Origin of the sequence: Exiguobacterium sp. s11, from assembly GCF_018619015.1 — a bacterium.
GTDB lineage: Bacteria > Bacillota > Bacilli > Exiguobacteriales > Exiguobacteriaceae > Exiguobacterium_A > Exiguobacterium_A indicum.
The window spans coordinates 35,813-60,333 of the sequence record NZ_JACSNF010000003.1; the positions used below are offsets into that span (position 1 = coordinate 35,813).

A 24,521-nucleotide genomic window follows, 5' to 3' on the forward strand; every position below is an offset into this window, starting at 1 on the left:
TCAAAGGAGCTTGAAGATGCAAACTCAACTTTTTGAAGCACTCGAACAATTCGAACCGACGATGATCGCGTTACGGCGTGATTTCCATCGACATCCGGAACTCTCTTTTCAGGAAGTCCGCACACCAGAACGAATTGCAAACTTTTACGCGGAACGGGGCATCCCTCACGAAACAGCCGTCGGAGGTCGTGGTGTCGTCGCGACGATCGAAGGCAAACACCCTGGCCCAACGATTGCGGTCCGTGCAGATTTTGATGCTTTACCACTTCAAGAAGAGACAACACTTGCTTTCCGGTCAATCCATCCCGGTGTCATGCATGCCTGTGGACACGATGGGCATACGGCGATGGTGATGGCTCTTGCTGCTACGCTCTATCCGTTACGGGATCAATTGCAAGGAACGATTCGAATCATTCATCAGCATGGAGAAGAGGTCTTTCCTGGCGGAGCCATCCAAATGATCGAAGCCGGCGTTCTCGAAGGCGTCGATGCGATTTTCGCGACACATCTCGAAAATGATTTACCGGTTGGTACGATTGGGTTTCGGGAAGGACATACATTATGTGCGATCGACGAATTCGAAATCATCGTTCATGGTCAAGGTGGGCATGCCCAGGCACCGCACAAAACAAAAGATGCGCTCGTCGCTGGGGCACAACTCATCTGCAACTTACAACACCTTGTCAGTCGACGGGTCGATCCGTTCGAACCCGCTGTTCTTGCAATCGGATCCTTCCACGCAGGAACGGCGCCGAACATCGTCATGGGTGAAGCACGCATCGTCGGGGAGATCCGGACGTTCAATGAGACATTGCGGCATCAGCTCCGACAAGAAGTCGACCTTGTCGCCAAAACGACGTGTGCCGGCATCGGTGCTACTTATTCGATTGACTTCACGACGGGTTACCCGGCGCTTTGGAATCATCCGGACGAGACAAAACTTGTTCAGGAAGCCGCTTCTTTCTTACCGGAAGCATCTGTCCGGTCACTCACACCGATGATGGCGGCGGACGACTTCGCACATTATCTAACACACGTCCCGGGAAGTTACTTCTTTACCGGCTCCGGATATACGGACGGTCGCATCAATCATCCACAGCATCATCCGCAATACGAAATCAACGAACAGGCGTTATTGGTTGGTGCGAAAACACTCGGAGCGACGGTTTTACGTGCCTTGAAACCTAAGGATTGACTTTATTTCTATGTGAATGGTATCATCACAACAATGATAACGAATGACATCAACTTCATATACCCTTATCAAGAGTGGACCGAGAGATCTGGATCGATGACGTCCCAGCAACCTGCGTATAGCAAGGTGCTACGACCAGCAAAGCGAAAGCTTTGGTTGATAAAAAGCGGCGACTCCTTTTGCAACCAAGCGAAGGAGTCGTTTTCGTTTTTCTCGCTGTCAGACATACAATGGGAGTTTCCCACGGAGAGGAAGAGACGGATGGAAAAAGCAACATTTGCAGGTGGATGTTTTTGGTGCATGGTGACACCATTTGAAGAATTACCAGGAATCGAGGGAATCGTATCAGGTTACATGGGCGGTCACGTCGACAATCCGACGTATGAGCAAGTCAAAACAGGAACGACGGGACATCTCGAAGTCGTCCAAATCACGTTTGATCCGAGCCTATTCCCGTACGAGCGTCTGCTCGAACTCTACTGGCCACAAACGGATCCGACGGATGCAGAAGGTCAATTCCAAGATCGTGGCACGCAGTACGCACCAGCGATCTTCTATCATACGGATGCGCAGCATGAAGCAGCAATCGCTTCCCGTGACGCCCTTGCTGCAAGCAATCGTTTCAAACAACCCATCGTGACGCGGATCGATGCCGCTTCTGAATTTTATCCGGCGGAAGAGTACCATCAAGACTTCCATAAGAAAAATCCAGAACACTATAAAAAAGATCGTGCTGTCTCTGGTCGCGATGCTTTCATCGAGCAGGAATGGAAAGATACGATGACGGTCTAATCACCTCGAACCACATACAGTAGCTGAGACTGATTTCAAACATCTCGTTCTTCCCCTACTTTCCAGTAGAAAGTGGAGGATGACCGAGATGTCACTGGAGTCAGTCTTTTTGTATGTAAACAAATGATGTATTCTTTACCAACACCCTCACACAAATTTGTAACCGTTTACAAATGAAGTCTTTTGTTTTACGGTTAATAAAAATTAACCGGTTAAAAAGGAGATGATTGCATGGAACAAAAAGCGATTCACATATTAGAGAGCTATGAACAGTTAAAAGTGATCAGTGATCCGTTACGAACAAAAATCCTCATGTTTCTCGTCGAAAAACCACACACGGTACATCAGTTAGCCCACTTGCTGACGTTATCCCGCGCAAAGATCCTCTATCATGTACGAGAACTTGAAAAGCATGACTTGATTCGCCTCGTCCGGACGGAAGAACAGGGCGGCAATCTATTGAAATACTATCAAGCGATTGCTCGAGGCTACATTCCTGCCGATCATCTACTGAACTTCGTCGAGACGAACGAAGCGACCCGGCAGTCGTATCTTGAGGTATTGGACCGAGCAAAGACACGCGTCCTCACCGCTCCAACTACTGCTTTTTCTCCTGTGTCTTCAAACGTTGAAGACTGGATGAGCTTATCGCTTCAAAAGGAACTGACGATGTCTGAAGCCAATTTTCGGCAATTTTCTACCAAATATCGTGCTCTATTGGACGAGTTCACACGGTCCCCTTCACTAGACGAAGAAGATAAAAAACACTTCTATATCATGACGACTGCCTTTGCAATTGATGAACCACTATTTGAGAATGACGACGTCTAAACCGGAGGTGCCATATGCTGCCTGTTGAAATGGATACGCAACAATCGCTGTTTAAAAATCGATCTTTTTTATTTTTATGGGGGTCCGGTATGTGCTCTGCCCTCTCCCTATCAACCTATCTGTTTGTTGAACAATGGTATGTCATCCATACGCTAAACCAGGCGTCATATCTCGGATTCGTCCTCATGGCCACCTTGTTACCCCGTATTTTTCTCATGTTGTTCGGTGGCGTCTTATCCGATCGCTATAAACGTTCGACGATCATGCGCATCTCGAGCGCTTTACGGATCAGTTTCATTCTCTGTCTTCTCGTATTACTTCATGCCGATCAGCTTACATTGCTGACGATTTTAGGATTTGCCTTTCTATTCGGTAGTGTGGATGCATTCTTTTCGCCGGCGAATGCTTCCTTACTGCCTACACTCGTTCCGAAAGAACAACTCACTAAAGCCAATTCTCTGATTCAAACATCTAATCAAATCGCCCTTTTTTCAGGTCCGATTCTTGGTGGGGTCATCCTCAGCTATTCTTCTTACTCGCACGTTTTTCTCGTAATTTTCGGAACACTCTGTCTGACGCTCCTTTTCACGTATGGTATTCGTGAATCTAAGATCAAGCGAGCACGTCAGCATTCAGCTCTCTTTGAACTAAAAGAAGGGCTACATTACGTCTTTCACCTTCAGCAACTCAAGCAGACACTTTTTCTTGTCATCTGTGTCAATTTCTTTTTCTTTGGACCACTCTTACTCGGAATCCCCTTACTCGTTCATGATGTGCTCCAAGGAGATGCGATGGATTTAAGTTATATGCAAGGGGCTTATCAAATGGGAATGCTCGGAGGGGCGCTCTGGAGTGGTTTTACGCAGAAGAAAGCAAATGGGCTTAACTCATCGGTCCGATTGATTGGCGCCTTAGGTTTGCTTTTCTTCCTGCTTAGTCAAGTCCAGCAGATTTTGTTGTACCTGATCATCCTGTTATCACTTGGTGTCCTTTCTTCGATCATCAATATTCGCTTCATTACGTTCATCCAGTCTCAGTGTGCGGAAAAGACGATGGGACGTGTCATGAGTGTCGTGAATGCCGCGTCAAATGGTCTCGTTCCATTATCTTACGCGCTCCTTTCGTTTCTACTGTCGTTTCACGTTTCGATCACGACAATCATGTTGTACTGTGGTCTTCTCATTATTGTTCTCTCGCTTTACTTCAGAAGACGCATGATCCAGGTCGAAAACTAGTCAAAAAAAGACAGTGGATTGGAATGCCACCGTCCTCGTTCTGTATTCGGTTATTACGAAACACGTTCTAGTTGATCCTTTGCCTGTTGTTCCGGTGCCACGACTTGATACCGTTTCAAGACGAAGATGCCACACACCATGACAGCGAGACCGATGAGCTGACCAAACGATAAGTCGATTTGCGGCAAACCGAACCAACCGAACGTATCAACGGCGAGGGCAAAGCTTAACTGCGAAATCAGAACGACAGAGATCGCGACGGACGGACCAAGTAACTGAATCCCACGCATGACACAAAAAACGACGCCGACACCGACAAGTCCACCAAACCAATAGAGTGGCGATACGTTTTGAATCTGTCCGATTGTTCCACCACGAAACAGAACATACGTGACACTTGCTCCGATGAAACCGACGAAGAAGACCAGCGTCGTCGTCGCCCAAGCGCCAAACGCGTCACTCATCCGAGCATTCAATACCGTCTGTAAACTGATTAACATCCCTGCCAACACGGCACACACGATGCCTATTATCATGTTCGTTCCTCCCTACTCATAGCTGTTGCCGTTCGCCTTCTCGCGAATCCCCTCCAGATCGACGATGATGATTTTCCCGCGTCGTCGAACGAGAGTCTCCTCTTCACACAATTTCGTGATGATCCGATTGAGATGGCGATAACTCGTTCCAAGCCAGTCGGCGACGTCATGTAAGTTCGACGTCCGCATCTCCTGATAAAATAAACTGTCACTGGCTTCAGAAGCGATCGATAACAAATACCCTGCAAATCGCTCTTCAACTGTATACAACACATGGTGCGACGCTGATTTCGAGTCGGCATACCACTTCGCTGTGATCGTGCGTAATAAGAATTGCAGAAAGACGTTCGTTGTATTGTGCTCGCGTAAAATCGCATACGGCACGCTCAACACATCGACATCGGTCACCGCCTCAACTGTATTCAACACTTCTCGTTCATTGATGAACTCGGCGTCACCAATCACTGTCAGTGGTGTTTTGAATCGTAAAATCCGTTGTTTCCCTTCTGACGAGGCAGCAGATATCTTGACCTTGCCTGCGACGATGAAGTACATCCGGTCGATTGTCGCACCGGTCGTACAGAGGAGTTCTCCTTTTCGGAAGGTTTCTTCACGCAACCAAGCGCGCGTCTCTTCCGTCAAAATCGTATCCAGTCCATATTGTTGGATGACGGTTTCCATGTTCGTTCCCTCCCTTTAGGCAAGTGAGAAAATCGCAACTCCTACAAGCATGAGACCCACACCAACCCATTGACCACGATTTCCTTGTTTTTTTAAGACACCGAACCATCCCTTTAAATCAATCACAAACGCACATAAAATCTGTGCGACGAGTAATAAACACATCGCCCATGTCATCCCGAGTTTTTGGATTGCTGTCAGTTCCGTTACGACGACTAGCACGCCAATCAAACCGCCACTCGCATAAATCCATGGTAACTGACGGAAGCCACCGATTTTCCGATCTCGTACGAAACTGTAAATGACTAAACAACCCATCAGACCCACAAAGTGGACGATCAATACGGACAACCACGGTCCGACGCCTGTCGCAAGGCGCGCATTGAATATGCCTTGCAGGGCGATGAACAGACCGCTCATCAAAGCAAACACGACTCCTTGCACGTCATCTCCTCCTTTAATCTCTACACTAGAGTAGACCTTACTCATGCCCTACTTGAAAAGGACAAATGTCCCATTTTCAAAAAAACATGAAAAAACCCGCTGTCCACAAGTGGAATCACGGGTCCATCCCTGTATGCTCATGTCATGAAACGAGTCGTCGTTTGCTTCAGCTGCTCCTCTGCTTCCGTCATCATGCGCGTAAACAACGCCGCAACAGTCGGCACGTCATGAATCAATCCCGCAACCAGTCCAGCGTTGACATACCCTTTCTCCTCATCGCCCTCAAGAGCGCCTCTGATATGATACGACTCATTCGTCTGATCGAGAAAAGCAGCAGGTGTCTCTGCTGTGAGTCGTTCGACGTAAGGACCATCAAGGACACGTCGGACGAATCCGACGGAACGTCCGATGATGCGTGTATCGGTATCGGCCGCATCCATTAAGTGCGCCTTGTATGCCGAATGAACCTTCGCCTCTTCCGTCGCGATCAATCGTGTTCCGAGCTGTGCACCAGCCGCACCAAGTAACAGAACAGCTGCTAGTCCACGCCCGTCACCAATCCCACCCGCTGCCAGGATCGGAATGTTGACCCGATCGACGAGTTGCGGAATCAAGGTCAGCGTCGTCAACTCGAGCGGTGAATTGATGCCTGCCGCTTCAACTCCCTCCGCTACGAGTACATCAGCGCCTGCCTGTTCTGCCTTTAACGCCTGTTTGACTGAAGCGACAACCGCAATCGTTTTGATGCCAGCAGCTTGAAGTCGCGCTATGTACGGTGCCGGATTTCCTGCCGACAAGGAGACGACCGGAATCTTTTCTGCGATCGCGAGATCAATCAGTGCTTCCGTATAGGGAGACACACGAATCGCGATGTTCAAGGCAAATGGTTGATTCGTCAGCATTCGTGTCTCGTGGATCCGAGACGCCACTTCATCAACCGACAATGTCCCGCACCCGAGCGTTCCGAGTCCCCCGGCATTCGACACCGCTGCCGCGAGCGCCGCATGACTAATGTTACCCATTCCTCCTTGAATCAAAGGATATCGAATTTTAAAGAGCTCACAAATCAGAAACATGTCTTTCCTCCGTTCTCGCCTTCACTCACATGCTATACTGACATGGAATGAATAGTAGTTCATCTTATTATAGAAAAGAGGTCATTCTGTTATGAAGATTCCGTATCAATCGATTCATCCGAACGTCGCCTCCGATGTGTTCATCGCTCCTGGCGCTTATCTGATCGGAGACGTCACGATCGGTTCCGAGTCTACCGTCTGGTTCAACGCTGTCTTACGCGGTGACGAAGGACCGATTACAATTGGGAAACGATGCAGTATCCAAGACAACGCGACGATTCATCTCTATGAAGGGGCACCCGTCGTCATTGAAGATGAAGTAACGGTCGGACATAACGCGATTTTACATGGTTGCAAAATCGGACGTCGTTCGATCGTCGGAATGGGTGCGACCGTTCTTGATCATGCAGAGATCGGTGAAGAATGCATCATCGGGGCGAACACGTTGATTCCATCAGGAAAAGTCTTCCCACCCCGTTCGCTGATCATCGGCTCACCGGGTAAAGTCGTGCGTGAACTGACGGAAGCGGACCTCGCGATGATTCAGGAGTCGATTGATTCTTATGTCGATAAAGGATATGCCTTCCGAAACATTCTCGCAGAATCTGCTAAACAGAACACATCTGAATGACACGAATGCGGGGCGGATCAACTGATCCGTCCCGCTCTTTTCATTCGAATATATGCTCACCGCTCTGCAAACAGCGGGTGTTCCGCCGCGTCGTACGAGGCACTGCGTTGAGACACATCGTGCGTCTCTTCAAAGATCGATTCGAAGAACCGACTCGCTGGTTGTGCGAGCAATCGGTAATATTGTTCGAACAAGAGCGCCGCGTGATGTCCGCTCCAAGCATCCGGTAACAGTTCTTGCGGTAATCCGGGATCCGTGAACAGAAACTTCCGGTACTCATGTACGAGCATCGTCCGTTCGACGAAACACTGTTCATCCGTCATTTCTCCGAGTTGGAGCTGACTTTGATGGACGATGTATTGCCGGCTGTAATCCGTGATGAACGTCTCGTAACGCTCCTGCAATTCCTCCAGCGGAAACGCGCGCTCGACAAGGGATTGATCCTGCTTCGGACCGTGGTATTCACCGACGAAGAAATCGACATACTCTTCGATCTCGTACGACGCGATCAATCGTTCCGCCTCTTTTTCAAGTGGGTTCGGTGAAATCCAAACCCCGTTCGATAAGTTGCCAAACCCACTCCACGTTAGTTCTTTGCGGAGCTCATCGCGAATCTGGCGTTTATCCTCCGGAATCGTGTACATCAGCGTCCGCCACTTCCCGTCCCAGTCGTGCGGTGTTGATCTGTATATCCGGCGTGCGGCCTCCTCCATCCGTTCCACCCCACGTGGTGTCAATGAATAGAAGCTTTTATTTCCTTGTTTCTCGGAGACGAGCCAGCCTTGTTTAACCATTCGGGATACCGCGACCCGAACGGCCTGCTCGTTATGTCCGAACTCTTTGACGAGTCGAATTAAACTCCCGACCCAGATTTGATTGCCGTAATGGCGAATGTAATCGCCGTAAATCGTAAAGATCATCGATTGGGTGTTCGCACTCATGGTATTCACTCTCTCTTCAGTCGTTCATAGTGTGTATCGTTAGTATACGGGTTATTTCAAACGTCGACCATCCTCATCTTCCTTCAAAGCGTGGTGGTCGTTTTTCAGCGAAGGCTTGTAGCGCTTCCTGACGATCAGCCGTCGGAATGACGACTTCATAAGCCTCTGTTTCGAGCTGTAGTCCTTCTTCGAGTGAGACATCCCGCCCTTGATCAATCGCTCGCTTCGCTTGGCGCAAGGCAATCGGACCATTCTGTAACATCTGATTAGCAAACTCAAGACACGTCGTCATCAACGCTTCCCGGGCAACAACGGCTGTCGCGAGTCCGTACCGTTCTGCTGTCATCGCATCGATTTTTTTCGCCGTGAAGATCAATTCCTTTGCCCGCGTCTCCCCAATCAGTCGTGGCAAGCGTTGTGTTCCACCGGCTCCTGGAATGATCCCGAAGCTGGTCTCCGTCAAGCCGACGAGTGCATCCTCAACGAGAAAGCGGAAATCACAGGCAAGGATCCACTCGAACCCACCGCCGAGCGCGTGACCGTTGACGGCTGCGATTGTTGGTTGCGGCAATTGTGCGATCGAAGTGAAGACATTGCGGATCGCAAGGACATTGCGCCGGACTTCTTCTTCGTTTAAATGCACGCGTTCTTTTAAATCGGCACCGGCACTAAATGCTTTCCCCGTTCCCGTAAACAGGACGACCCGCGCTTCCGGGTCGACCGATAACGCATCGACCTGTTCTTGCAAAGCGACAAGCGTCGGATAATCGAGACAGTTCAAACGTTCTGGACGATCAATCCGGACGATTGCGATATAGCCTTCTCGTTCTAAGTGAATCATACGAGTCCCTCCCGATCGACGACAAGTGCGATCCCTTGTCCGACTCCGACACACATCGTCGCGAGACCATACGTCCGGTTCGTTCGGCGCATCTCATGCAATAATGTCGTCAAAATCCGCGCTCCACTCGCACCGAGTGGATGACCGAAAGCGATCGCACCACCGTTGACGTTGACTTTTTCGCTTGGTAAACCAAGTGCTTCGATGCAGGCAAGACTTTGAGCCGCAAAGGCTTCGTTCAACTCGATTTGATCGAGCTGTTCGACCGTCAACCCTGCCCGCCGGAGAACTTTTTCCGTCGCGTCGATTGGTCCGATTCCCATGATGGCAGGTTCGACCCCTGCTGTCGCACTCGCCCGGTAATACCCGAGTGGCGTCAAACCGAGTTCGTTCGCTTTTTCTTCACTCATCAATAACAGTGCCGACGCACCGTCGTTGACACCAGATGCATTCCCCGCCGTCACGGTACCACTTGGGAATAACGGACGAAGTGTCGCCAGTTTCTCACGTGTCGTCTCGGGACGAGGATGTTCATCACGATTGAAGACGCTGACGTTGCCTTTCCGGTCCATTTGTGTGACCGCAACCAGTTCGTCCGTGAAGCGCTCTGTCTCGATTGCTCGTTTCGCGCGTTGTTGGCTTTCAAACGCAAAGTCGTCCTGCGCTTCGCGTGAGATCCCGTACTGACGGGCGACGTTCTCGGCTGTCTCCGGCATCGAATCCGTTCCGTATTGATCTGCTAAACGATCATTGACGAAGCGCCAACCGATCGTCGTATCGTACATCGTCTGATTGCCACGTGGGTTGGCCTGATCCGGCTTCGCGAGAACGAACGGTGCACGCGTCATGCTTTCCGTCCCACCAGCGATATAGATATCGCCTTCACCTAAGGCAATCCCTCGTGCCGCCGCGATGACAGCGTCGAGCCCTGACCCACATAAGCGATTAATCGTCGTACCAGCGACTTCGACCGGTAGACCAGCTAGTAGTCCCGACATCCGGGCGACGTTACGATTGTCTTCTCCCGCCTGATTCGCATTACCGAAAATGACTTCCTCGATCGTCTTCGGATCGACTTGTGGATTACGCTCAAGCAACGCTTCGATGACGCGTGCTCCTAAATCATCCGGACGAACCTGACGCAAGGCGCCGTTATAGCGACCAATCGGTGTCCGAACGGCATCGATGATGGCGACCCGTTTCATGATGTCACCTCGCGATTCGTATAGTCATAGACGCCACGACCGGTTTTACGACCGAGTCTGCCCGCTTTGACATACTGTTCGAGCAGTGGTGCCGGACGGTATTTTTCGCCGAGCTTCTCATGCAGATACTTTAAGTTGTGAAGCCGAGTATCAAGTCCGACCAAGTCCCCGAGTTCGAATGGTCCCATCGGATAGTTTAAGCCGAGTTTGATCGCTTTATCGATCTCTTCTGGTGTCCCGAGTCCTTCTTGTAACATGTAGAACGCTTCGTTTCCGACGAGCGCACTGATCCGCGAAGTCACGAACCCAGGAAACTCACGGATGACGACCGTTTCCTTCTGCATCTGACGCGCTACCTGTTCAAGAGCTGCAACCGTCTCATCCGATGTCTCAAGACCACGAACGAGCTCGATCAGTGGCATCAGATGGACCGGATTGAAGAAATGCATCGCCATGACCCGGTCCGCCCGGTTCGTAAAGGACGCAATTTCCGTTGGACTCATCGTCGACGTGTTCGTCGCGAAATAACAGTCCGGACGTGTATTCGCTTCTAGCGTTTCAAAGACTTGCTGTTTGATGCTGAGTTGTTCCGGTACTGCTTCAATGACGAGATCCGCTTGTTGTGCCGCCTCAGCTAGGTCGGTCGACAGATGCAGTCGATCGAACAGTCCCTCGACCTCACTTGTCGTCATCTTGCCACGGATGATGCCTTTTTCCGCGATTCGTTCTAATTCTTGCAGTGCTCCTTTGACGTATTCCTCTTTGATATCAACGAGTGTCACCTGAAATCCGCGGTGTGCGGCCACATAAGCGATACCACGCCCCATGACGCCGGATCCGACGACGACGAGTTGTTCTACCATCTGAATTCCCCCTTATCCCCTGTGCTGTTAAAAAAGGCTGGACTTCCCGACGGAACTCCAGCCTTCCCTCTTGCTTATAGTCCGAACGGATTGAGTGGACGACTGCCGTAATACGACAAGATACTTTTTGTTTCCGTGTACAGATCAAGCGTCTCGATACAGAGTTCTCGACCGAAGCCCGATTGTTTGTAGCCACCAAACGGTGTGCCCGGGAAGGCAGAGAACGGACAGTTGACCATGACGATGCCGGCTTTGATTTGATTCGCGACACGTGTCGCTTTCGCGCCGTCTTTCGTCCAAACGGCTGATCCGAGTCCAAATGATGTATCGTTCGCTAGGCGAATCGCTTCTTTTTCATCTTTGAACGGCATGACGACGACGACCGGTCCGAAGATTTCTTCATTGACCGCTTTCATCTCGTGCGTGACGTCCGTGATGATCGTCGGTGCGTACCAGAAGCCTTTTTCGTATCCTTCTGGCGCTGTCGCGTGACCACCCGTGACGATTGTTGCCCCGTCCGCTTTCGCTGACTGGACGTATCCATCGATGACATCGACTTGTTGTTGGTCGATGATCGCTCCGACGTGTGTTCCTTTATCGAATGGATTACCAAGGACGAGTTGTTTTGTCTTCGCGACGAATTGCTCCATGAACGCTTCGTAGATCTCCTCGTGGACATACAGGCGCGAGCGCGCTTCACACGATTGACCGCTGTTATAGAAGATGCCGAACAACGAACCATCAACGGCTGCCGTTACGTCCGCATCTTCAAAGACGATGTTCGGTGATTTCCCACCGAGTTCGAGCGTGACTCGTTTTAACGTCTCCGACGCACGTCCCATGATGTCTTTTCCGACTGGCGTCGAGCCCGTGAAGGCGACTTTATCGACGTGAGGATGTTCGACGAGATGGTTGCCGATTTCGCGTCCGGATCCCGGGATGACGTTGACGACACCTGCTGGTACACCAGCCTCTAGACAAATCTCACCGAGAATGATCGCTGTCAACGGTGTCAAGGTCGCTGGTTTGACGACGACCGAGCAACCGACGGCGATTGCTGGTGCGACCTTCCAAGCTGCCATCATTAACGGATAGTTCCACGGAATGATTTGTGCACAGACACCGACCGCTTCTTTTTCCGTGTAGTTATGGAATTGTCCCGGTACGTTATTGACGACACCACGATGACCGACGATTGCACCCGCATAGAACTCAAAGTCTTCAATCGCTTGTGTGACTTGTCCTTGCGCTGCTGCCAGTGATTTCCCTGTATCAAGAATCTCCAGTTCGACGATTTCATTGAAGCGAGAACGCATGATGCTCGCAATCTTATTCAAGATTTGCGCCCGACGCCCGACCGGCCACATCTTCCACTTCCCGTGATCAAACGCATCGCGTGCCGCTTGAACAGCACGATCGGCGTCTTCCTTCGACGCTTTTGCGACTTCCGCGATTACTTCGCCCGTTGCCGGATTGTATGTTTTGAACGTCTCGCCTGTTGAGCCCTCGACCTGTTCGCCGTTGATGAGCAAGTGATAGACGGACCGTTTCATTTCAAGTGTTTTTTCATGTACTGTCGACATTGTATTCACTCCTGTTCCTGTTGATTGAAAATCGGTGATCGTTTTTCGAGAAACGCTTGCATGCCTTCTGTTTGATCGGCTGTCGCGAACAAGAGATAGAAGTTACGGCGTTCGTGCTCCATCCCATCCTGTAACGATAAATCGACGGCTTTGTTTGCCGCGTCCTTGATCAACCGCAACGCCATGCTCGGTTGGTTCGATAACCGCTCTGCCATTGCCAGCACCGCCGCTTCGACGTCAGCCGTCACCCGGTTGATGATACCGAGTCGTTCCGCTTCCTCTGCCTTCATCCGGTCGCCAGTGAAGAGCCACTCGAGCGCCCGTGTCCGACCGATACATTTCGTTAAACGTTGCGTCCCCCCTGCTCCCGGCATGACGCCGAGTCCGACTTCCGGGAATCCAAACTGTGTCTCAGGATCGGCGTAGATTAAATCACAAGCAAGTGCCAGTTCAAAACCGCCGCCAAGGACGAAACCATGGACACCTGCGATGATCGGCTTTTTGATTCGGCTGATTCGGTCCCAGTCCGCGAACGGATCGAGGAGTTCCATCGAGATCGGTGTCGCCTCGAGCATCTCCTCGATATCGGCGCCCGCTGAGAACGATTTTCCGTTTCCGGTCAAGACGATGACCGTCACCCGTTCGTCTCGGTCGAATGTCTCCATCGCCTCGACGATTTCCCGGACCATCATCCGGTTCAGCGCATTGTATCGTGCCGTTCGGTCGAGTCGAATCCGACCGATCCGATCAACCATTTCCGTCTTAACGTACTGTTGTGTCGGCATGGACATCTTCACCAATCATCAATGTGACGAGATCCCCCGCAAAGCTCATCAAGTCTTTCCCGGATGCTTTTCCTTCGAGCGAACGCATGCCTGCTTGCATCGCTTCCTGACTTTCATAGACCATCTCGCACATCAAGTAATACTTTCCGTCTCCGCCCATTGGTGAGCCGACGATTTTCGTGACATTCATTTCTTGCAGTCCTGGAATTTTTGCTGTCAATGGACCATGGACCTCAAAATAGTGCTGATCGAATGCTTCCTTGTTTTCTGGGTGTTTGTACAGTGCGATTAATTTTGCCATCTTGATTACCTTCCTTCACATGAGAGTAGAGACGGGTTTCATCGCCTCGAATGGATTTTTACACGATTTACAGTAGAGAATACTTCGACATGCTGTCGGTCCGAATAAGTTTTCCATCGTCACATACGTCGATCCACAATACGGACAGTCAATCTCCCACTTCCCTTGCTCAAACCGAGGAGGAGCGATACCGAATGCCTTCAATCCTTGCATGCCTTGTTCCGTGATCCGGTCCGATGTCCACGGTGGATCAAACCGGAACTGGACGTCGACCTGTTCGACATTTGGAATCACCTGCAAGGCGGATTCGGTGTTTTTTTTAATGATTTCAAGCGCCGGACAACCGAGGAACGTCGGGAGAAGCGTGACGCGCACCAGGTAACCATGCTCCGTCGCTTCCGCGTCCATCGTCTCGACCATGCCAAGATCTAAAATACTGACGCTATCAATTTCCGGATCCTTCACCCCGTTCAGGGCTTCCCGGATTGCATCCTGGAGTGTCGTCGTCATGCTCCCCTCTCCTTTCACCACGTCGCCGTCTGATCGATCAAGTAGACTTCTCCGAGTGTCGCAAGCGCGTCGTTCAAATCTTCCGTGTGATCGCCGTCCCGCCCGTTACGCGTCATCTGCATTTCCGGAAGTGTCACGTTCAATTCGACGAGTAACGGTGTGATCGTCTGATACCAACGATCGAGTAAAATCCCTTGCCCTTCGATCAACCGCATCTCTTCGATCAATTGACCGTGTTCGCCATAATCGAACATGTCACCGAAGTCATAGAGGACTTTTTCTAGGGCTGCATCCATCTTCTGCCGCGCCGTCTCCGTCGATTGATAAAGCTGGGTAAACCACGTTTGCCAGTGCAGCAAATGATAGTACAACTCCATGTTGATCTTGACGGCAGCCGTAGCGAGTGGCTCGTAACTGCTCGACTTCAAAGCATCAATCCGGATCTTTTTCGCGACCGTGTAGCAATAGTTCCGTACGACGGCGAATGCCCAGTCATATTCAGGCTTCTCCATGTAGTAGCCAGGTCCATTGACACGTTCGACGAGAATCGAATTTTTCCGTTCATGCGCTAGTCGGACATGAGCTAATGCATCAGCATTTCCTTCGCCGAGTTCTTCGAGGAGTTGGTAATACATCGCCGCGTGTCCCATTGAATCTTGCGCAATCGAAGACGAAGCGACGTCCTCTTCGATATGCGGTGCGAGTCCGAGCCATTCCGAACCACGATACGCGTAAAGGAAATCATCATCCGCGAGTTGATAGAGTAAGGAGGCGAGTGCCGTCCGTTCGTGTTCCGTCATTTGGAATCGCCTCCTTGCCAAGACATGATCTCTTTTTCATCGAGCATCTGTTGCTCGTAATGACGCCATTTTTTCTTCAAGTAGCCGTACCCTTTCGTCGTCCGGTAGTCCTTATTATCAAGGCGTTGTAACATCTGCTTCTCATCGGGTGATAAACCACGGATATCTTCGCGTTTGACGACCCAGATGTCGACGACCGGTTCCCGGCGCATGAAGTTTTCTTGCGCCATCAACAGTGCCATCTCCTTATTCGGAGCGAGCAAGCTGAATTGATGGGTGAACGCCGCGTTCGGCGTCCGTTTGCTAAAGACTTCGAATTCGTGATAAAACGTCTCGTTCATCGTGCTTTCCCCTCTCATGCCTTCGTTTCAGCGAGTGCATCCCGTACCCAGGCGTTATTTTCATAAGATGTCCGGCGCAAGTCCAGTCGCTCTTTCGAACGTGGTCCTCCCCCTTGGATGATCGTCTTGAATTTTGTCCAGTCTGGCTGTGCATATTCCCACTGCCCTGTCTCTTCATCAAAACGTAACGTCGGATCCGGAATGACGAGTCCGAGTGAACGAATCCGTGGTACGTACTTCGTAAAGAAGTTTTGTCGGAGCTCTTCATTCGTTTTCGTCCGAATCTTATAGGCGATCGTCACGTCCTGTTTTGATGTCCCGGTCGTCTCTTTCGAGGCTGGTCCAAAGAACATCAACAAGGATTCCCACCACTCATCCAGTGATTCCTGAATCATCGCCCGCTGTTCCGGTGTCCCTTCCGCGAGTGCCATGATGATCGACTCTCCGTGTTGCGCATGGAAGACCTCTTCCGCACAGATCCGTTGTAAAGCCCGTGCGTAAGGTCCATATGAAGCACCGAGCATGTTCGTCTGCGTGATGATTGCCGCCCCATCGACGAGCCAACCGATCATCCCGGCATCGGCCCATGACCGCGTCGGCATGTGGAAGACGTTGTGGAACTTCAATCGTCCTGTGAACAAATCATCCATCAAATCCCCACGTGTCTTGCCATACGGTTTCATCAAATCCTCGACGACACGAAGCAACAGTTGTCCATGCCCCATCTCATCCTGGACCTTCGCCATGATGCCGAGCTTCCGGCGAAGTGATGGTGCTTTTGGAACCCATTCTTTTTCCGGAAGTGCACCCATGATTTCACTGATACCGTGCATCGAAATCAATTTAATCAGCGTGTCCCGGTAAAAAGCAGGCATCCAGTCATCGGCTTCGATCTTTTCACCTTGCTCGATTCGTTCCTTGAAGCGTGCTAATTTTTCTTCTTCCGTCAGTTGGACGGGTTCGAACAGTTGTGTTGCATCATACATGCTAGTTCCTCCTTTGAATCAGACGAGTGATGTCGAGCGTCGATCAACGATCCGAACGGCTTTCCCTTCCGATCGTGGTAACCCTTGGTGCGGGTGACAGACGAGATCAATGGAAATGAGGCATTCCGACTTGATGGCGTCACATATCGAACGCCTTTGTCGCTCCGAGATATTTTCGAATTCGATATGTAGCTCAACGGCATCGAGTCCCGCTTTACGCACGAGATGGATTTGATAATGTGGCGTCACGTCCGGTTGTTGGAGCAAGACTCGCTCGATTTCTGACGGAAAGACGTTGACCCCTCGGATGATCAGCATGTCGTCTGTCCGCCCTTTGACACGTGACATCCGTGTCGTCGTCCGACCACAAGCACACGCTTCGTGCGTGATCGATGCTAAGTCACCTGTCCGGTAACGAATGATTGGAAGCGCTTTCTTTTTCAAGCTTGTAAAAACGAGTTCCCCGACCATGCCATCTGGTACCGGTTCCCCCGTAACGGGATCGACGACTTCCGTAATGAATAAGTCATCCATGATATGCAGACCTGCCTGCTCCTGACATTCCATCGCGACACCTGGTCCCATGATTTCACTGAGTCCATAAATATCGAATGCCTGTAGATCAAAGGTCTGTTCGAGTGTCTGACGCATCTCTTCCGACCAGGGTTCAGCTCCGAAGATGCCGTAACGCATGCTTGTCTTTCGTGGATCGATGCCCCGTTCGATCATGCGTTCTGCTAATCGCAAAATATACGAAGGTGTCCCACAGATGCCATCCGGTCGGAAATCCTCGATCAATGTGATTTGGCGATCCGTATTGCCGCCGGAAATCGGCAAGATTGTCATACCTAGTTTTTCAGCACCTGCATGAAGACCGAGTCCACCTGTGAACAGTCCGTAGCCGTATGCATTGTGCAACAAGTCGGCTGATGATCCACCGGCTAAGACTAAGCTACGTGCTACGGCACCTGCCCAGTCGTCTAAATCTTCTTGCGTATACCCGACGACGGTCGGTTTACCACTCGTACCAGACGAGGCGTGAATTCGAGTGACCTGTTCTCGTTCGACGGCAAATAGCCCGAACGGATAATGATCGCGTAAATCTTGCTTGCGTGTGAAGGGAAATTTTCGTAGATCTTCGATCGTTTGAAAATCATGTGCCGTCATCTGCAATGTCTGCAGACGTTCTTGATAGAACGGGACGCGCGTGACGTGTTCCATCGTTTGACGTAATTGCTCCATCTGCAGCTGCTCCCGCGTTTGCGCATTCATCGTTTCGTGATGTTGATCGTACATACCTGCACCTCCTCATCATGTATACAATAATTAAACGGTCGTTTATTTTTAGTTATATGTTTAACGTACGATACGTTCACAATGTTGTCAATCTTGTTTTGTTAAATGCTCCCAAACGATTCTCGCTTTATCACTTCAACGCACCTTAACAGTAAATCAATCGGCTTATAAAGCTATTTTCTCATAATCGAGAGTCTTTTTTGGAAAATATTTCTGAAATGATTTGCTCATTTTGTAACGTGTTGATAAAATATCGTGTGACAAGTGTTATACTATTTTTGGTAAGACCACTTGATTGAATGAGGATTTGTTGTAGTGAAGGGGGATCACGATGAAGCCAGGTTTAGCTGTCGGGGATACAGCAGAGATTCAAGCGGTCGTCTCGCAAGATATGTTTGCACAATTTGAAGGTCAATTGGTTCATCCCGCATACTCGACTGTTTCGATGGTCTACCATATGGAATGGGCAGCACGTCAACTTATCCTGCCTTACTTAGAGGCAGACGAAGAAGGTGTCGGGGGTGCGGTTTCGTTGAAGCATCTTGGCATGGCAGCTGAAGGCGCACGATTGATCGTGACCGCTACAGTAACACGCGTCACAGCACGTCGCGTTGACGCTGACATCGAAGTTCGAGACGGACAAGCGGTCATTGGAACAGGAGAAGTAACACAATTCATTTTAGAAAAAAGCCGGATTCAAGAAAAATTGCAAGTGAATGCTCCAACAAAATGAAAGCGCTTACTTATATTTGATAGAGGAGGACTCTACTATGAACATGTTAAACCCATCTACGAATCCAACGCTCTCGATCATGGAAAAAATCGCGGGTCACGAGCAAGTCGTCTTTTGCAACGATCCTGTCTCAGGGTTACAAGCAATCATCGCCATCCACGATACGACGCTCGGTCCCGCTCTCGGTGGTTGCCGCATGGCGCCTTACGCTTCTGTCGATGAAGCACTTGACGATGTCCTCCGCCTGTCACGTGGCATGACGTATAAATGCGCTGCCGCTGATGTTGATTTTGGTGGTGGTAAAGCCGTCATCATCGGTAATCCGGCAACAGATAAATCACCAGAGCTTTTTCGTGCCTTCGGTCGCTTCGTCGATTCGCTCGGCGGACGTTTTTACACCGGAACCGACATGGGTACGACGATGGATGACTTCGTTCATGCTAGTCGGGAGACGTCACGCATCGTCGGCATTCCGGAAGCCTTTGGCGGAAGTGGCGATTCATCGATCCCGACGGCTGAAGGTGTCGTCTATGGACTCCGGGCGACGATCGAGACGTTATTTGGTTCAAACGACTTAAGTCGCGCGACTTACGCGATCCAAGGACTTGGCAAAGTCGGCTTCAAGGTTGCCGAACAACTGTTACTCGCCGGTGCGACGATTTATGTTTCAGACGTCAATGAAGCCGCGCTCGCAGCAATCGTAACTCAAGCCGAAATGGCACCCGGGACAGTTCGCGTCGTCTCACCTCACGAAATCCATCTAACAGACGCTGATATTTTCGTTCCATGTGCATATGGCGGTGTTATTCACGCCCAAAATATCGCCCTCTTACCGTGCAAAGCCATCTGCGGTTCGGCGAACAATCAGCTTGCAGATGAACAGCTCGCGCACGTCTTGATGGATCGCGGCATCTTGTATGCACCAGACTATATCGTCAACGGTGGTGGATTGATCCAAGTCGCTGACGAACTGTACGGAGCAAATCACGAACGGGTTCTCCTGAAGACGCGTCACATCTATGACGCCGTGCTCGAAGTCTTCAAGGAGTCGCAAGCAGAGAACATCACGACGGTCGAAGCCGCGAACCGGATGTGTGAAAAACGGATGCAGATCCGGGCAAAACACAACAACATCTTCACGAATACGACAAAGCCAAAATGGGATATCCGTAACCACTGAAGGAGGGACTGACATGGAGCAACATTTTCCGATTCAACGCATCATCGATGAAGAAGGTCGTATCATCGACGCCTCAAAAGAACACGATCTGACGAAAGAGCTCGCCCTCACCCTATATGAACAGATGCATCGGATCCGGACGTTCGACCGGAAGGCGATCAACTTACAACGCCAAGGGCGCCTCGGCACTTATGCACCGTTCGAAGGACAAGAGGCGGCGCAAGTCGGTAGTGCACTGGCGTTGTCAGAGCAGGACTGGTTATTCCCAACGTACCGAGATCACGGTGCGACGTTGACGTTCGGTGCCGACATGGTGCGGACGCTTCTCTACTGGAACGGTCGTGTCGAAGGTTGCGTGCCGTCTGAGAAACACATCTTCCCTCCTGCCGTTCCGATTGCGACGCAAATTCCGCATGCCGTCGGCGCCGCGTGGGCGGAAAAACGAAAAGGTACGACGAACGTCGCGGTCGCCTACTTTGGTGACGGGGCGACGTCTGAAGGTGACTTCCACGAAGGGATGAACTTCGCAAGTGTCTTCCAAGCACCAGTCATTCTGTTCAACCAAAACAATCAATTCGCGATTTCTGTTCCGATCGAAAAACAGATGCATTCCGAAACGATCGCACAAAAAGCGATCGCCTACGGGATGCCAAGCGTCCGGATCGATGGGAACGATGCATTTGCCGTCTATTTCACGATGCAAGCAGCCGTTGCGCGTGCCCGTTCTGGCGGTGGACCGACATTGATTGAAGCCGTCACATGGCGATTTGGTGCGCATACGACAGCAGACGATCCAACGAAATACCGTGATCAAGCCCGATCGCGTGACCGGGTCGATCCGCTCGATCGACTTGAACAATTCTTACAACATCAAGGCTACTTTGACGAAACCTGGATGCAACAGCTACAGGAACGGCACCAGGCAGAAGTCGAAGCGGCAGTAACTGCGATGGAGCAATTCAAGGCACCAGACGTCAATGATCTGTTCGACCATACGTACGCGACCTCACCGGTTGATGTCCAGCAACAAAAAGAAGCGTATCTGCTAGCAAGGGGGAAATGAGATGGCAACACCAATCAATCGTCAAACAGAGATGACACTCGTTCAAGCTGTCACGGATGCCCTGCGGACAAAATTGTCGGAGGATGAGACAACCCTCGTCCTTGGAGAAGACGTCGGAAAAAACGGTGGTGTCTTCCGAGCGACGGACGGCTTACAGGAAGAATTCGGGGAAGACCGAATCGTCGATACACCGCTCAGTGAAGCCGGCATCGTCGGTACGTCGATCGGTCTTGCCATCAATGGCTTTAAACCGATCGTCGAGATTCAATTTCTCGGCTTCATCTACCCTGCCTATGAACAAATCATGACGCACGTCTCCCGGATCCGGATGCGAACGATGGGACGGTACAGTGTGCCGATGGTCATCCGTGCCCCTTATGGTGCCGGCATCCGGGCCCCGGAAATCCATTCCGACAGCACAGAAGCGCTCTTTACATCGATGCCTGGTCTCAAGGTCGTCTGCCCGGCAACGCCATACGATGCAAAAGGGTTATTGATTGCTGCGATTGAAGATCCAGATCCCGTGTTGTTCCTTGAGTCGATGCGCAGTTATCGCTCATTCAAAGAAGTCGTACCGAGCGAATCGTATACCGTTGAGATTGGAAAAGCACGCTGCGTCAGCGAAGGAACAGACGTGACGTTAATTGCCTGGGGGGCAATGGTTCAAGTAGCTCAAAAGGCAGCAACGGCTGCACAGGAACGCGGCATCTCTTGCGAAGTACTCGACTTACGGACGCTCTATCCGCTCGACCGGGAAACGATCGCTGCTTCCGTTCAAAAGACAGGTCGTGCCGTCATCGTGCATGAAGCCGCAGCAATGGGTGGTCTCGGTAATGATCTCGTGACTTTGATTAATGATACGGCGTTTCTTTATTTACGGGCACCGATTGCCCGCGTGACCGGTTTTGATGTTCCCGTTCCGCTGTTCGCCCTCGAAGACCATTACATTCCGACGCCAGAACGTGTCCTTGCGACGATTCAGCGTACGGTCGAGTTTTAAGGAGCTGAATGCCATGATCGAAGTTAAATTACACGATGTTGGTGAAGGAATGACAGAAGGTGAAATCGCCCATTACCTCGTTCAAGTCGGAGACCATGTCACGACGGATCAACCAGTCGTCGAGGTTGCGACTGATAAGATGGTCGCTGAACTACCGGCTCCCGTTTCCGGGATCGTCAAGGAAATCATCATTCCGGTCGGTCAGACGGTGCAAGTCGGTACGACGTTATTGCACATCGAAGCAAGTAACGTTTCCGACATGCCGGTCGCGGTAACACCTAAAGCGTCGTCCGCTCCTGAACCAGCATCGGTTGCTGTCACCGCCCCACCTGTTCAAGTTTCTCCAGCAAAACGTGTCCTTGCGACACCGTATACGCGAAAAATCGCCCGTGATCACGGGATTGATATCGAAGCTGTCACGGCTTCCGATCCATCGGGTCGTGTCTCCGAGGACGATGTGCTCCGCTTCGTCCAGGCTGCTACTTCTCCGCAAGAGACAGCTGTACCAATCATTGAAGAGGTCACGTACCAAGAGACATCTCCGGAAACGATTTCGTTTTGCGGCATTCGCAAGCAAATCGCGAAAAAGATGACCCAATCACTTTACACGATTCCCCATGTCACTCACTTCGAGGAAGTCGACATGACGCGTTTACTCGCACTACGTGCCGAATGGAAAGCAGCTGGACGAAACATCAACGTCAACGCCTTCTTCATTAAAGCCTTGATTGTTGCCTTAAAAGAGTATCCTGTCTTTCATGCCAAACTCGATGAAGCAAATGCATGTATTCGATTAGAGCAGGATTTCCACTTTGGCATGGCAACCGAAACACCGGACGGGTTGATGGTTCCGGTCATCCGTCATGCCGATCAGCTCTCACTGACGGAACTGCATGAACAATTGGTCGCGTTGCAACAACGTGCTCAAAACGGTGCCTTGCGCGCAGCGGACTTAAAACCAAGCACTTTTACGATGAGTAATGTCGGTCCGCTCGGCAGTACGGGAGCAACACCAATCATCAACTATCCGGAGACAGCACTGATTGCCTTCCATAAGACGAAAAAACGAGCCTGTGTCGATGAGAATGATCAAATCGTCGTTCGCTCGATGATGAATTTGTCGATGTCGTTCGATCATCGTGTCGCAGACGGGGCAACGGCTGTTGCCTTTACGAACCGATTCGTGTCACTGATTGAACATCCGACTACCCTACTTCTGGAGTTGATCTAACATGGTTGTTGGCGAACTTACACAAGAACGGGATCTTCTGATCATCGGTGGAGGTCCCGCAGGTTATACGGCAGCGATCCGTGCTGCACAAGGCGGTCGAAACGTTACATTGATTGAACAAGCTGAACTCGGTGGACTTTGTCTGAACCGAGGCTGTATCCCGTCCAAGGTCTATGCGCATGCGGCAGAAGAGATGTTACGCTTGCCGCATCTTGAAGACCTTGGATTCACCGCCCCTGCTGTCCATGATTTCAGTAAACTGAGTGCTTACGGGAATCGTGTCGTGCAACAATTACGTCAAGGAGTGGTCGCCCTCTGTCAGGCGAACCAGATTGAGCATATCACTGGTGCAGCCTCCTTCCTGTCAGAGGACCGGATCGGCGTCGAGTCGGGCCATCAGTTCGATACGTACCGGTTCCAGGACGTCATCATTGCGACCGGCAGTCACAGCATCCAGCACGAGGAATCGTGCCGCTTGAATGCCGAACAGCTTTATCAACTCGAGCAACTACCAGAGAGCTTATTGATCATTGGATCTGACACGCTAGCACTCGAAGCGGCCGCCTGTTTCCATGCACTTGGGACAGAGGTGACGTTGTTCGCGGATCAATTGCCACTCGAACCAAGCCTTGAAAAGGAACTGAAGCGGACATTCAAAAAACAAAAAATCCGTCTCGTGTCGGATGTCGTGACACGTATCGAGGCTTCATCGGACGCGACCGTCACCGTCATGAAAAACGGAGAAGAAGTCGCCTATCAGGGTGCCTATCTGTTCCAGTCCCTTTCCCGGATCCCGAACAGTTTGACACTCGGTCTCGAACGGATTGGTGTGACGCTTGCAGAAGACGGGACGATTCCAGTTGACGCAACTGGACGAACGAATCAACCCCACATTTACGCAATCGGTGATGTCACACAGGGTCCACAGCTCGCCATCCGTGCGATTCATGAAGCGAAGCGAACGGCAGCCCACTTGTCTGGTCAAGACGTCGATCCGACGACACCGTATTATCCGACGGTTCTACGAACCTTCCCACCGATTGCTTCGATCGGGATGACGGAACAAGAAGCGGTCGAAGCCGGACATGCTGTTCAGAGCGGACAGTTCCCGCTGAATGCAAACGGAGCGACGACGATCGAAGGTGGTAGTGGATTCGTCAAGGTCATCGCTGACGAGCAAACATCACTGATCCTTGGTATTCACATGATTGGGGACGATGCCCATCGTCTCGTCGGACAATTCACCCAAGCACTGGAACTGACAGCAAAACGGGAAGATCTCCTCTTCCCTGTCATGGCACATCCGAGTCGAAGCGAAGCCTTGACGGAATCGATGGAAGCCTTATTTGGTCAATCGATCCATCTTCCACCACGTCAACAGGTCGGATCGCGCGCGTAATCCAAAAGAGGTGCCTCTGCGTCAGAAGCACCTCTTTTGGAT

The 24,521-nt window shown here is 50.9% G+C and carries 27 protein-coding genes and 1 riboswitch; of the genes, 11 read left to right on the forward strand and 16 right to left on the reverse strand.

Annotated features, from left to right (window positions below; genetic code table 11):
• Nucleotides 1-16: 16 nt before the first annotated feature.
• From KNQ12_RS11195 to KNQ12_RS11210, 4 genes are all read left to right on the forward strand, one after another.
• Entirely contained in the window at nucleotides 17-1,195 is a 1,179-nt protein-coding gene (locus KNQ12_RS11195) for a M20 metallopeptidase family protein (RefSeq protein WP_214748575.1), read from the forward strand.
• Nucleotides 1,196-1,257: 62 nt separating this feature from the next.
• Nucleotides 1,258-1,361, forward strand: a riboswitch (SAM riboswitch).
• Between the two features lie 95 nt (nucleotides 1,362-1,456).
• Nucleotides 1,457-1,987: a peptide-methionine (S)-S-oxide reductase MsrA gene (gene msrA / locus KNQ12_RS11200; protein WP_214748572.1), complete on the forward strand. Its 531-nt coding sequence runs from the start codon at nucleotides 1,457-1,459 to the stop codon at nucleotides 1,985-1,987.
• A gap of 231 nt (nucleotides 1,988-2,218) precedes the next feature.
• Entirely contained in the window at nucleotides 2,219-2,818 is a 600-nt protein-coding gene (locus KNQ12_RS11205) for a winged helix-turn-helix domain-containing protein (protein ID WP_023467009.1), read from the forward strand.
• Nucleotides 2,819-2,832: 14 nt separating this feature from the next.
• On the forward strand, nucleotides 2,833-4,053 hold the full coding sequence (locus KNQ12_RS11210; RefSeq protein WP_214748569.1) for an MFS transporter: 1,221 nt from the start codon (nucleotides 2,833-2,835) through the stop codon (nucleotides 4,051-4,053).
• A 53-nt stretch (nucleotides 4,054-4,106) separates the two neighbouring features.
• Here KNQ12_RS11210 and KNQ12_RS11215 read toward each other — a convergent pair whose 3' ends face one another.
• The 4 genes from KNQ12_RS11215 to KNQ12_RS11230 form a co-directional block, all read right to left on the reverse strand.
• Nucleotides 4,107-4,589, reverse strand: a complete 483-nt coding sequence (locus KNQ12_RS11215) for a DMT family transporter (protein WP_214748566.1) — start codon at nucleotides 4,587-4,589, stop codon at nucleotides 4,107-4,109.
• A 12-nt stretch (nucleotides 4,590-4,601) separates the two neighbouring features.
• Nucleotides 4,602-5,270, reverse strand: a complete 669-nt coding sequence (locus KNQ12_RS11220) for a Crp/Fnr family transcriptional regulator (RefSeq protein WP_214748563.1) — start codon at nucleotides 5,268-5,270, stop codon at nucleotides 4,602-4,604.
• A gap of 15 nt (nucleotides 5,271-5,285) precedes the next feature.
• Nucleotides 5,286-5,714, reverse strand: coding sequence for a DMT family transporter (locus KNQ12_RS11225; RefSeq protein WP_214748560.1), 429 nt, complete (start codon nucleotides 5,712-5,714; stop codon nucleotides 5,286-5,288).
• Nucleotides 5,715-5,851: 137 nt separating this feature from the next.
• Nucleotides 5,852-6,790: an NAD(P)H-dependent flavin oxidoreductase gene (locus KNQ12_RS11230; protein ID WP_214748558.1), complete on the reverse strand. Its 939-nt coding sequence runs from the start codon at nucleotides 6,788-6,790 to the stop codon at nucleotides 5,852-5,854.
• Between the two features lie 91 nt (nucleotides 6,791-6,881).
• Between KNQ12_RS11230 and KNQ12_RS11235 the strand changes: the two genes are divergently transcribed.
• On the forward strand, nucleotides 6,882-7,421 hold the full coding sequence (locus KNQ12_RS11235; protein ID WP_214748555.1) for a gamma carbonic anhydrase family protein: 540 nt from the start codon (nucleotides 6,882-6,884) through the stop codon (nucleotides 7,419-7,421).
• Between the two features lie 56 nt (nucleotides 7,422-7,477).
• Here the strand turns inward: KNQ12_RS11235 and paaX are convergent, their stop codons facing one another.
• From paaX to KNQ12_RS11295, 12 genes are all read right to left on the reverse strand, one after another.
• The gene (gene paaX / locus KNQ12_RS11240; protein ID WP_023467002.1) at nucleotides 7,478-8,362 is read right to left on the reverse strand and encodes a phenylacetic acid degradation operon negative regulatory protein PaaX; all 885 of its coding nucleotides are present in this window, start codon (nucleotides 8,360-8,362) and stop codon (nucleotides 7,478-7,480) included.
• 73 nt (nucleotides 8,363-8,435) lie between these two features.
• Nucleotides 8,436-9,203, reverse strand: a complete 768-nt coding sequence (locus KNQ12_RS11245; protein WP_023467001.1) for an enoyl-CoA hydratase-related protein — start codon at nucleotides 9,201-9,203, stop codon at nucleotides 8,436-8,438.
• Nucleotides 9,200-10,408, reverse strand: a complete 1,209-nt coding sequence (locus KNQ12_RS11250; RefSeq protein WP_214748552.1) for an acetyl-CoA C-acyltransferase — start codon at nucleotides 10,406-10,408, stop codon at nucleotides 9,200-9,202. Before KNQ12_RS11250 ends, KNQ12_RS11245 begins: the two co-directional genes overlap by 4 nt.
• A complete protein-coding gene (locus tag KNQ12_RS11255; RefSeq protein ID WP_214748549.1) occupies nucleotides 10,405-11,271 on the reverse strand; it encodes a 3-hydroxyacyl-CoA dehydrogenase in 867 nt (288 codons plus the stop codon). Before KNQ12_RS11255 ends, KNQ12_RS11250 begins: the two co-directional genes overlap by 4 nt.
• 74 nt (nucleotides 11,272-11,345) lie before the next feature.
• Entirely contained in the window at nucleotides 11,346-12,854 is a 1,509-nt protein-coding gene (locus KNQ12_RS11260) for an aldehyde dehydrogenase family protein (RefSeq protein ID WP_214748547.1), read from the reverse strand.
• A gap of 5 nt (nucleotides 12,855-12,859) precedes the next feature.
• Nucleotides 12,860-13,639 (reverse strand): enoyl-CoA hydratase/isomerase family protein, encoded by a 780-nt coding sequence (locus KNQ12_RS11265; protein WP_214748545.1) that lies wholly within the window; start codon nucleotides 13,637-13,639, stop codon nucleotides 12,860-12,862.
• Complete coding sequence (locus tag KNQ12_RS11270) at nucleotides 13,617-13,940, reverse strand: EthD family reductase (protein WP_023466996.1); 324 nt, start codon at nucleotides 13,938-13,940, stop codon at nucleotides 13,617-13,619. The genes KNQ12_RS11265 and KNQ12_RS11270 overlap by 23 nt, the downstream gene beginning before the upstream one ends.
• Before the next feature lie 15 nt (nucleotides 13,941-13,955).
• Nucleotides 13,956-14,450, reverse strand: coding sequence for a 1,2-phenylacetyl-CoA epoxidase subunit PaaD (gene paaD / locus KNQ12_RS11275; protein WP_149426766.1), 495 nt, complete (start codon nucleotides 14,448-14,450; stop codon nucleotides 13,956-13,958).
• 14 nt (nucleotides 14,451-14,464) lie between these two features.
• Complete coding sequence (gene paaC / locus KNQ12_RS11280) at nucleotides 14,465-15,250, reverse strand: 1,2-phenylacetyl-CoA epoxidase subunit PaaC (RefSeq protein ID WP_214748542.1); 786 nt, start codon at nucleotides 15,248-15,250, stop codon at nucleotides 14,465-14,467.
• On the reverse strand, nucleotides 15,247-15,591 hold the full coding sequence (paaB, locus tag KNQ12_RS11285; protein ID WP_023466991.1) for a 1,2-phenylacetyl-CoA epoxidase subunit PaaB: 345 nt from the start codon (nucleotides 15,589-15,591) through the stop codon (nucleotides 15,247-15,249). The genes paaC and paaB overlap by 4 nt, the downstream gene beginning before the upstream one ends.
• 14 nt (nucleotides 15,592-15,605) lie before the next feature.
• On the reverse strand, nucleotides 15,606-16,577 hold the full coding sequence (gene paaA, locus KNQ12_RS11290; protein WP_087681930.1) for a 1,2-phenylacetyl-CoA epoxidase subunit PaaA: 972 nt from the start codon (nucleotides 16,575-16,577) through the stop codon (nucleotides 15,606-15,608).
• Between the two features lie 18 nt (nucleotides 16,578-16,595).
• Nucleotides 16,596-17,873: a phenylacetate--CoA ligase family protein gene (locus KNQ12_RS11295; protein WP_214748540.1), complete on the reverse strand. Its 1,278-nt coding sequence runs from the start codon at nucleotides 17,871-17,873 to the stop codon at nucleotides 16,596-16,598.
• 331 nt (nucleotides 17,874-18,204) lie between these two features.
• On the opposite strand from KNQ12_RS11295, the gene KNQ12_RS11300 reads away from it, so the two are divergent.
• Genes KNQ12_RS11300 through KNQ12_RS11325 form a run of 6 tightly spaced genes read left to right on the forward strand, consistent with a single transcriptional unit; the run spans nucleotide 18,205 to nucleotide 24,479 of the window.
• Nucleotides 18,205-18,606, forward strand: coding sequence for a thioesterase family protein (locus KNQ12_RS11300; protein WP_214748539.1), 402 nt, complete (start codon nucleotides 18,205-18,207; stop codon nucleotides 18,604-18,606).
• Between the two features lie 37 nt (nucleotides 18,607-18,643).
• Nucleotides 18,644-19,786 (forward strand): Glu/Leu/Phe/Val family dehydrogenase, encoded by a 1,143-nt coding sequence (locus tag KNQ12_RS11305; RefSeq protein WP_214748537.1) that lies wholly within the window; start codon nucleotides 18,644-18,646, stop codon nucleotides 19,784-19,786.
• 13 nt (nucleotides 19,787-19,799) lie between these two features.
• Entirely contained in the window at nucleotides 19,800-20,849 is a 1,050-nt protein-coding gene (gene pdhA / locus KNQ12_RS11310; RefSeq protein ID WP_214748535.1) for a pyruvate dehydrogenase (acetyl-transferring) E1 component subunit alpha, read from the forward strand.
• Between the two features lies 1 nt (nucleotide 20,850).
• A complete protein-coding gene (locus KNQ12_RS11315; protein WP_058265564.1) occupies nucleotides 20,851-21,849 on the forward strand; it encodes an alpha-ketoacid dehydrogenase subunit beta in 999 nt (332 codons plus the stop codon).
• Nucleotides 21,850-21,862: 13 nt separating this feature from the next.
• Nucleotides 21,863-23,080: a dihydrolipoamide acetyltransferase family protein gene (locus tag KNQ12_RS11320; protein WP_214748533.1), complete on the forward strand. Its 1,218-nt coding sequence runs from the start codon at nucleotides 21,863-21,865 to the stop codon at nucleotides 23,078-23,080.
• Nucleotide 23,081: 1 nt separating this feature from the next.
• Nucleotides 23,082-24,479, forward strand: a complete 1,398-nt coding sequence (locus KNQ12_RS11325) for a dihydrolipoyl dehydrogenase family protein (RefSeq protein ID WP_214748530.1) — start codon at nucleotides 23,082-23,084, stop codon at nucleotides 24,477-24,479.
• The last annotated feature ends 42 nt before the right edge of the window (nucleotides 24,480-24,521 follow it).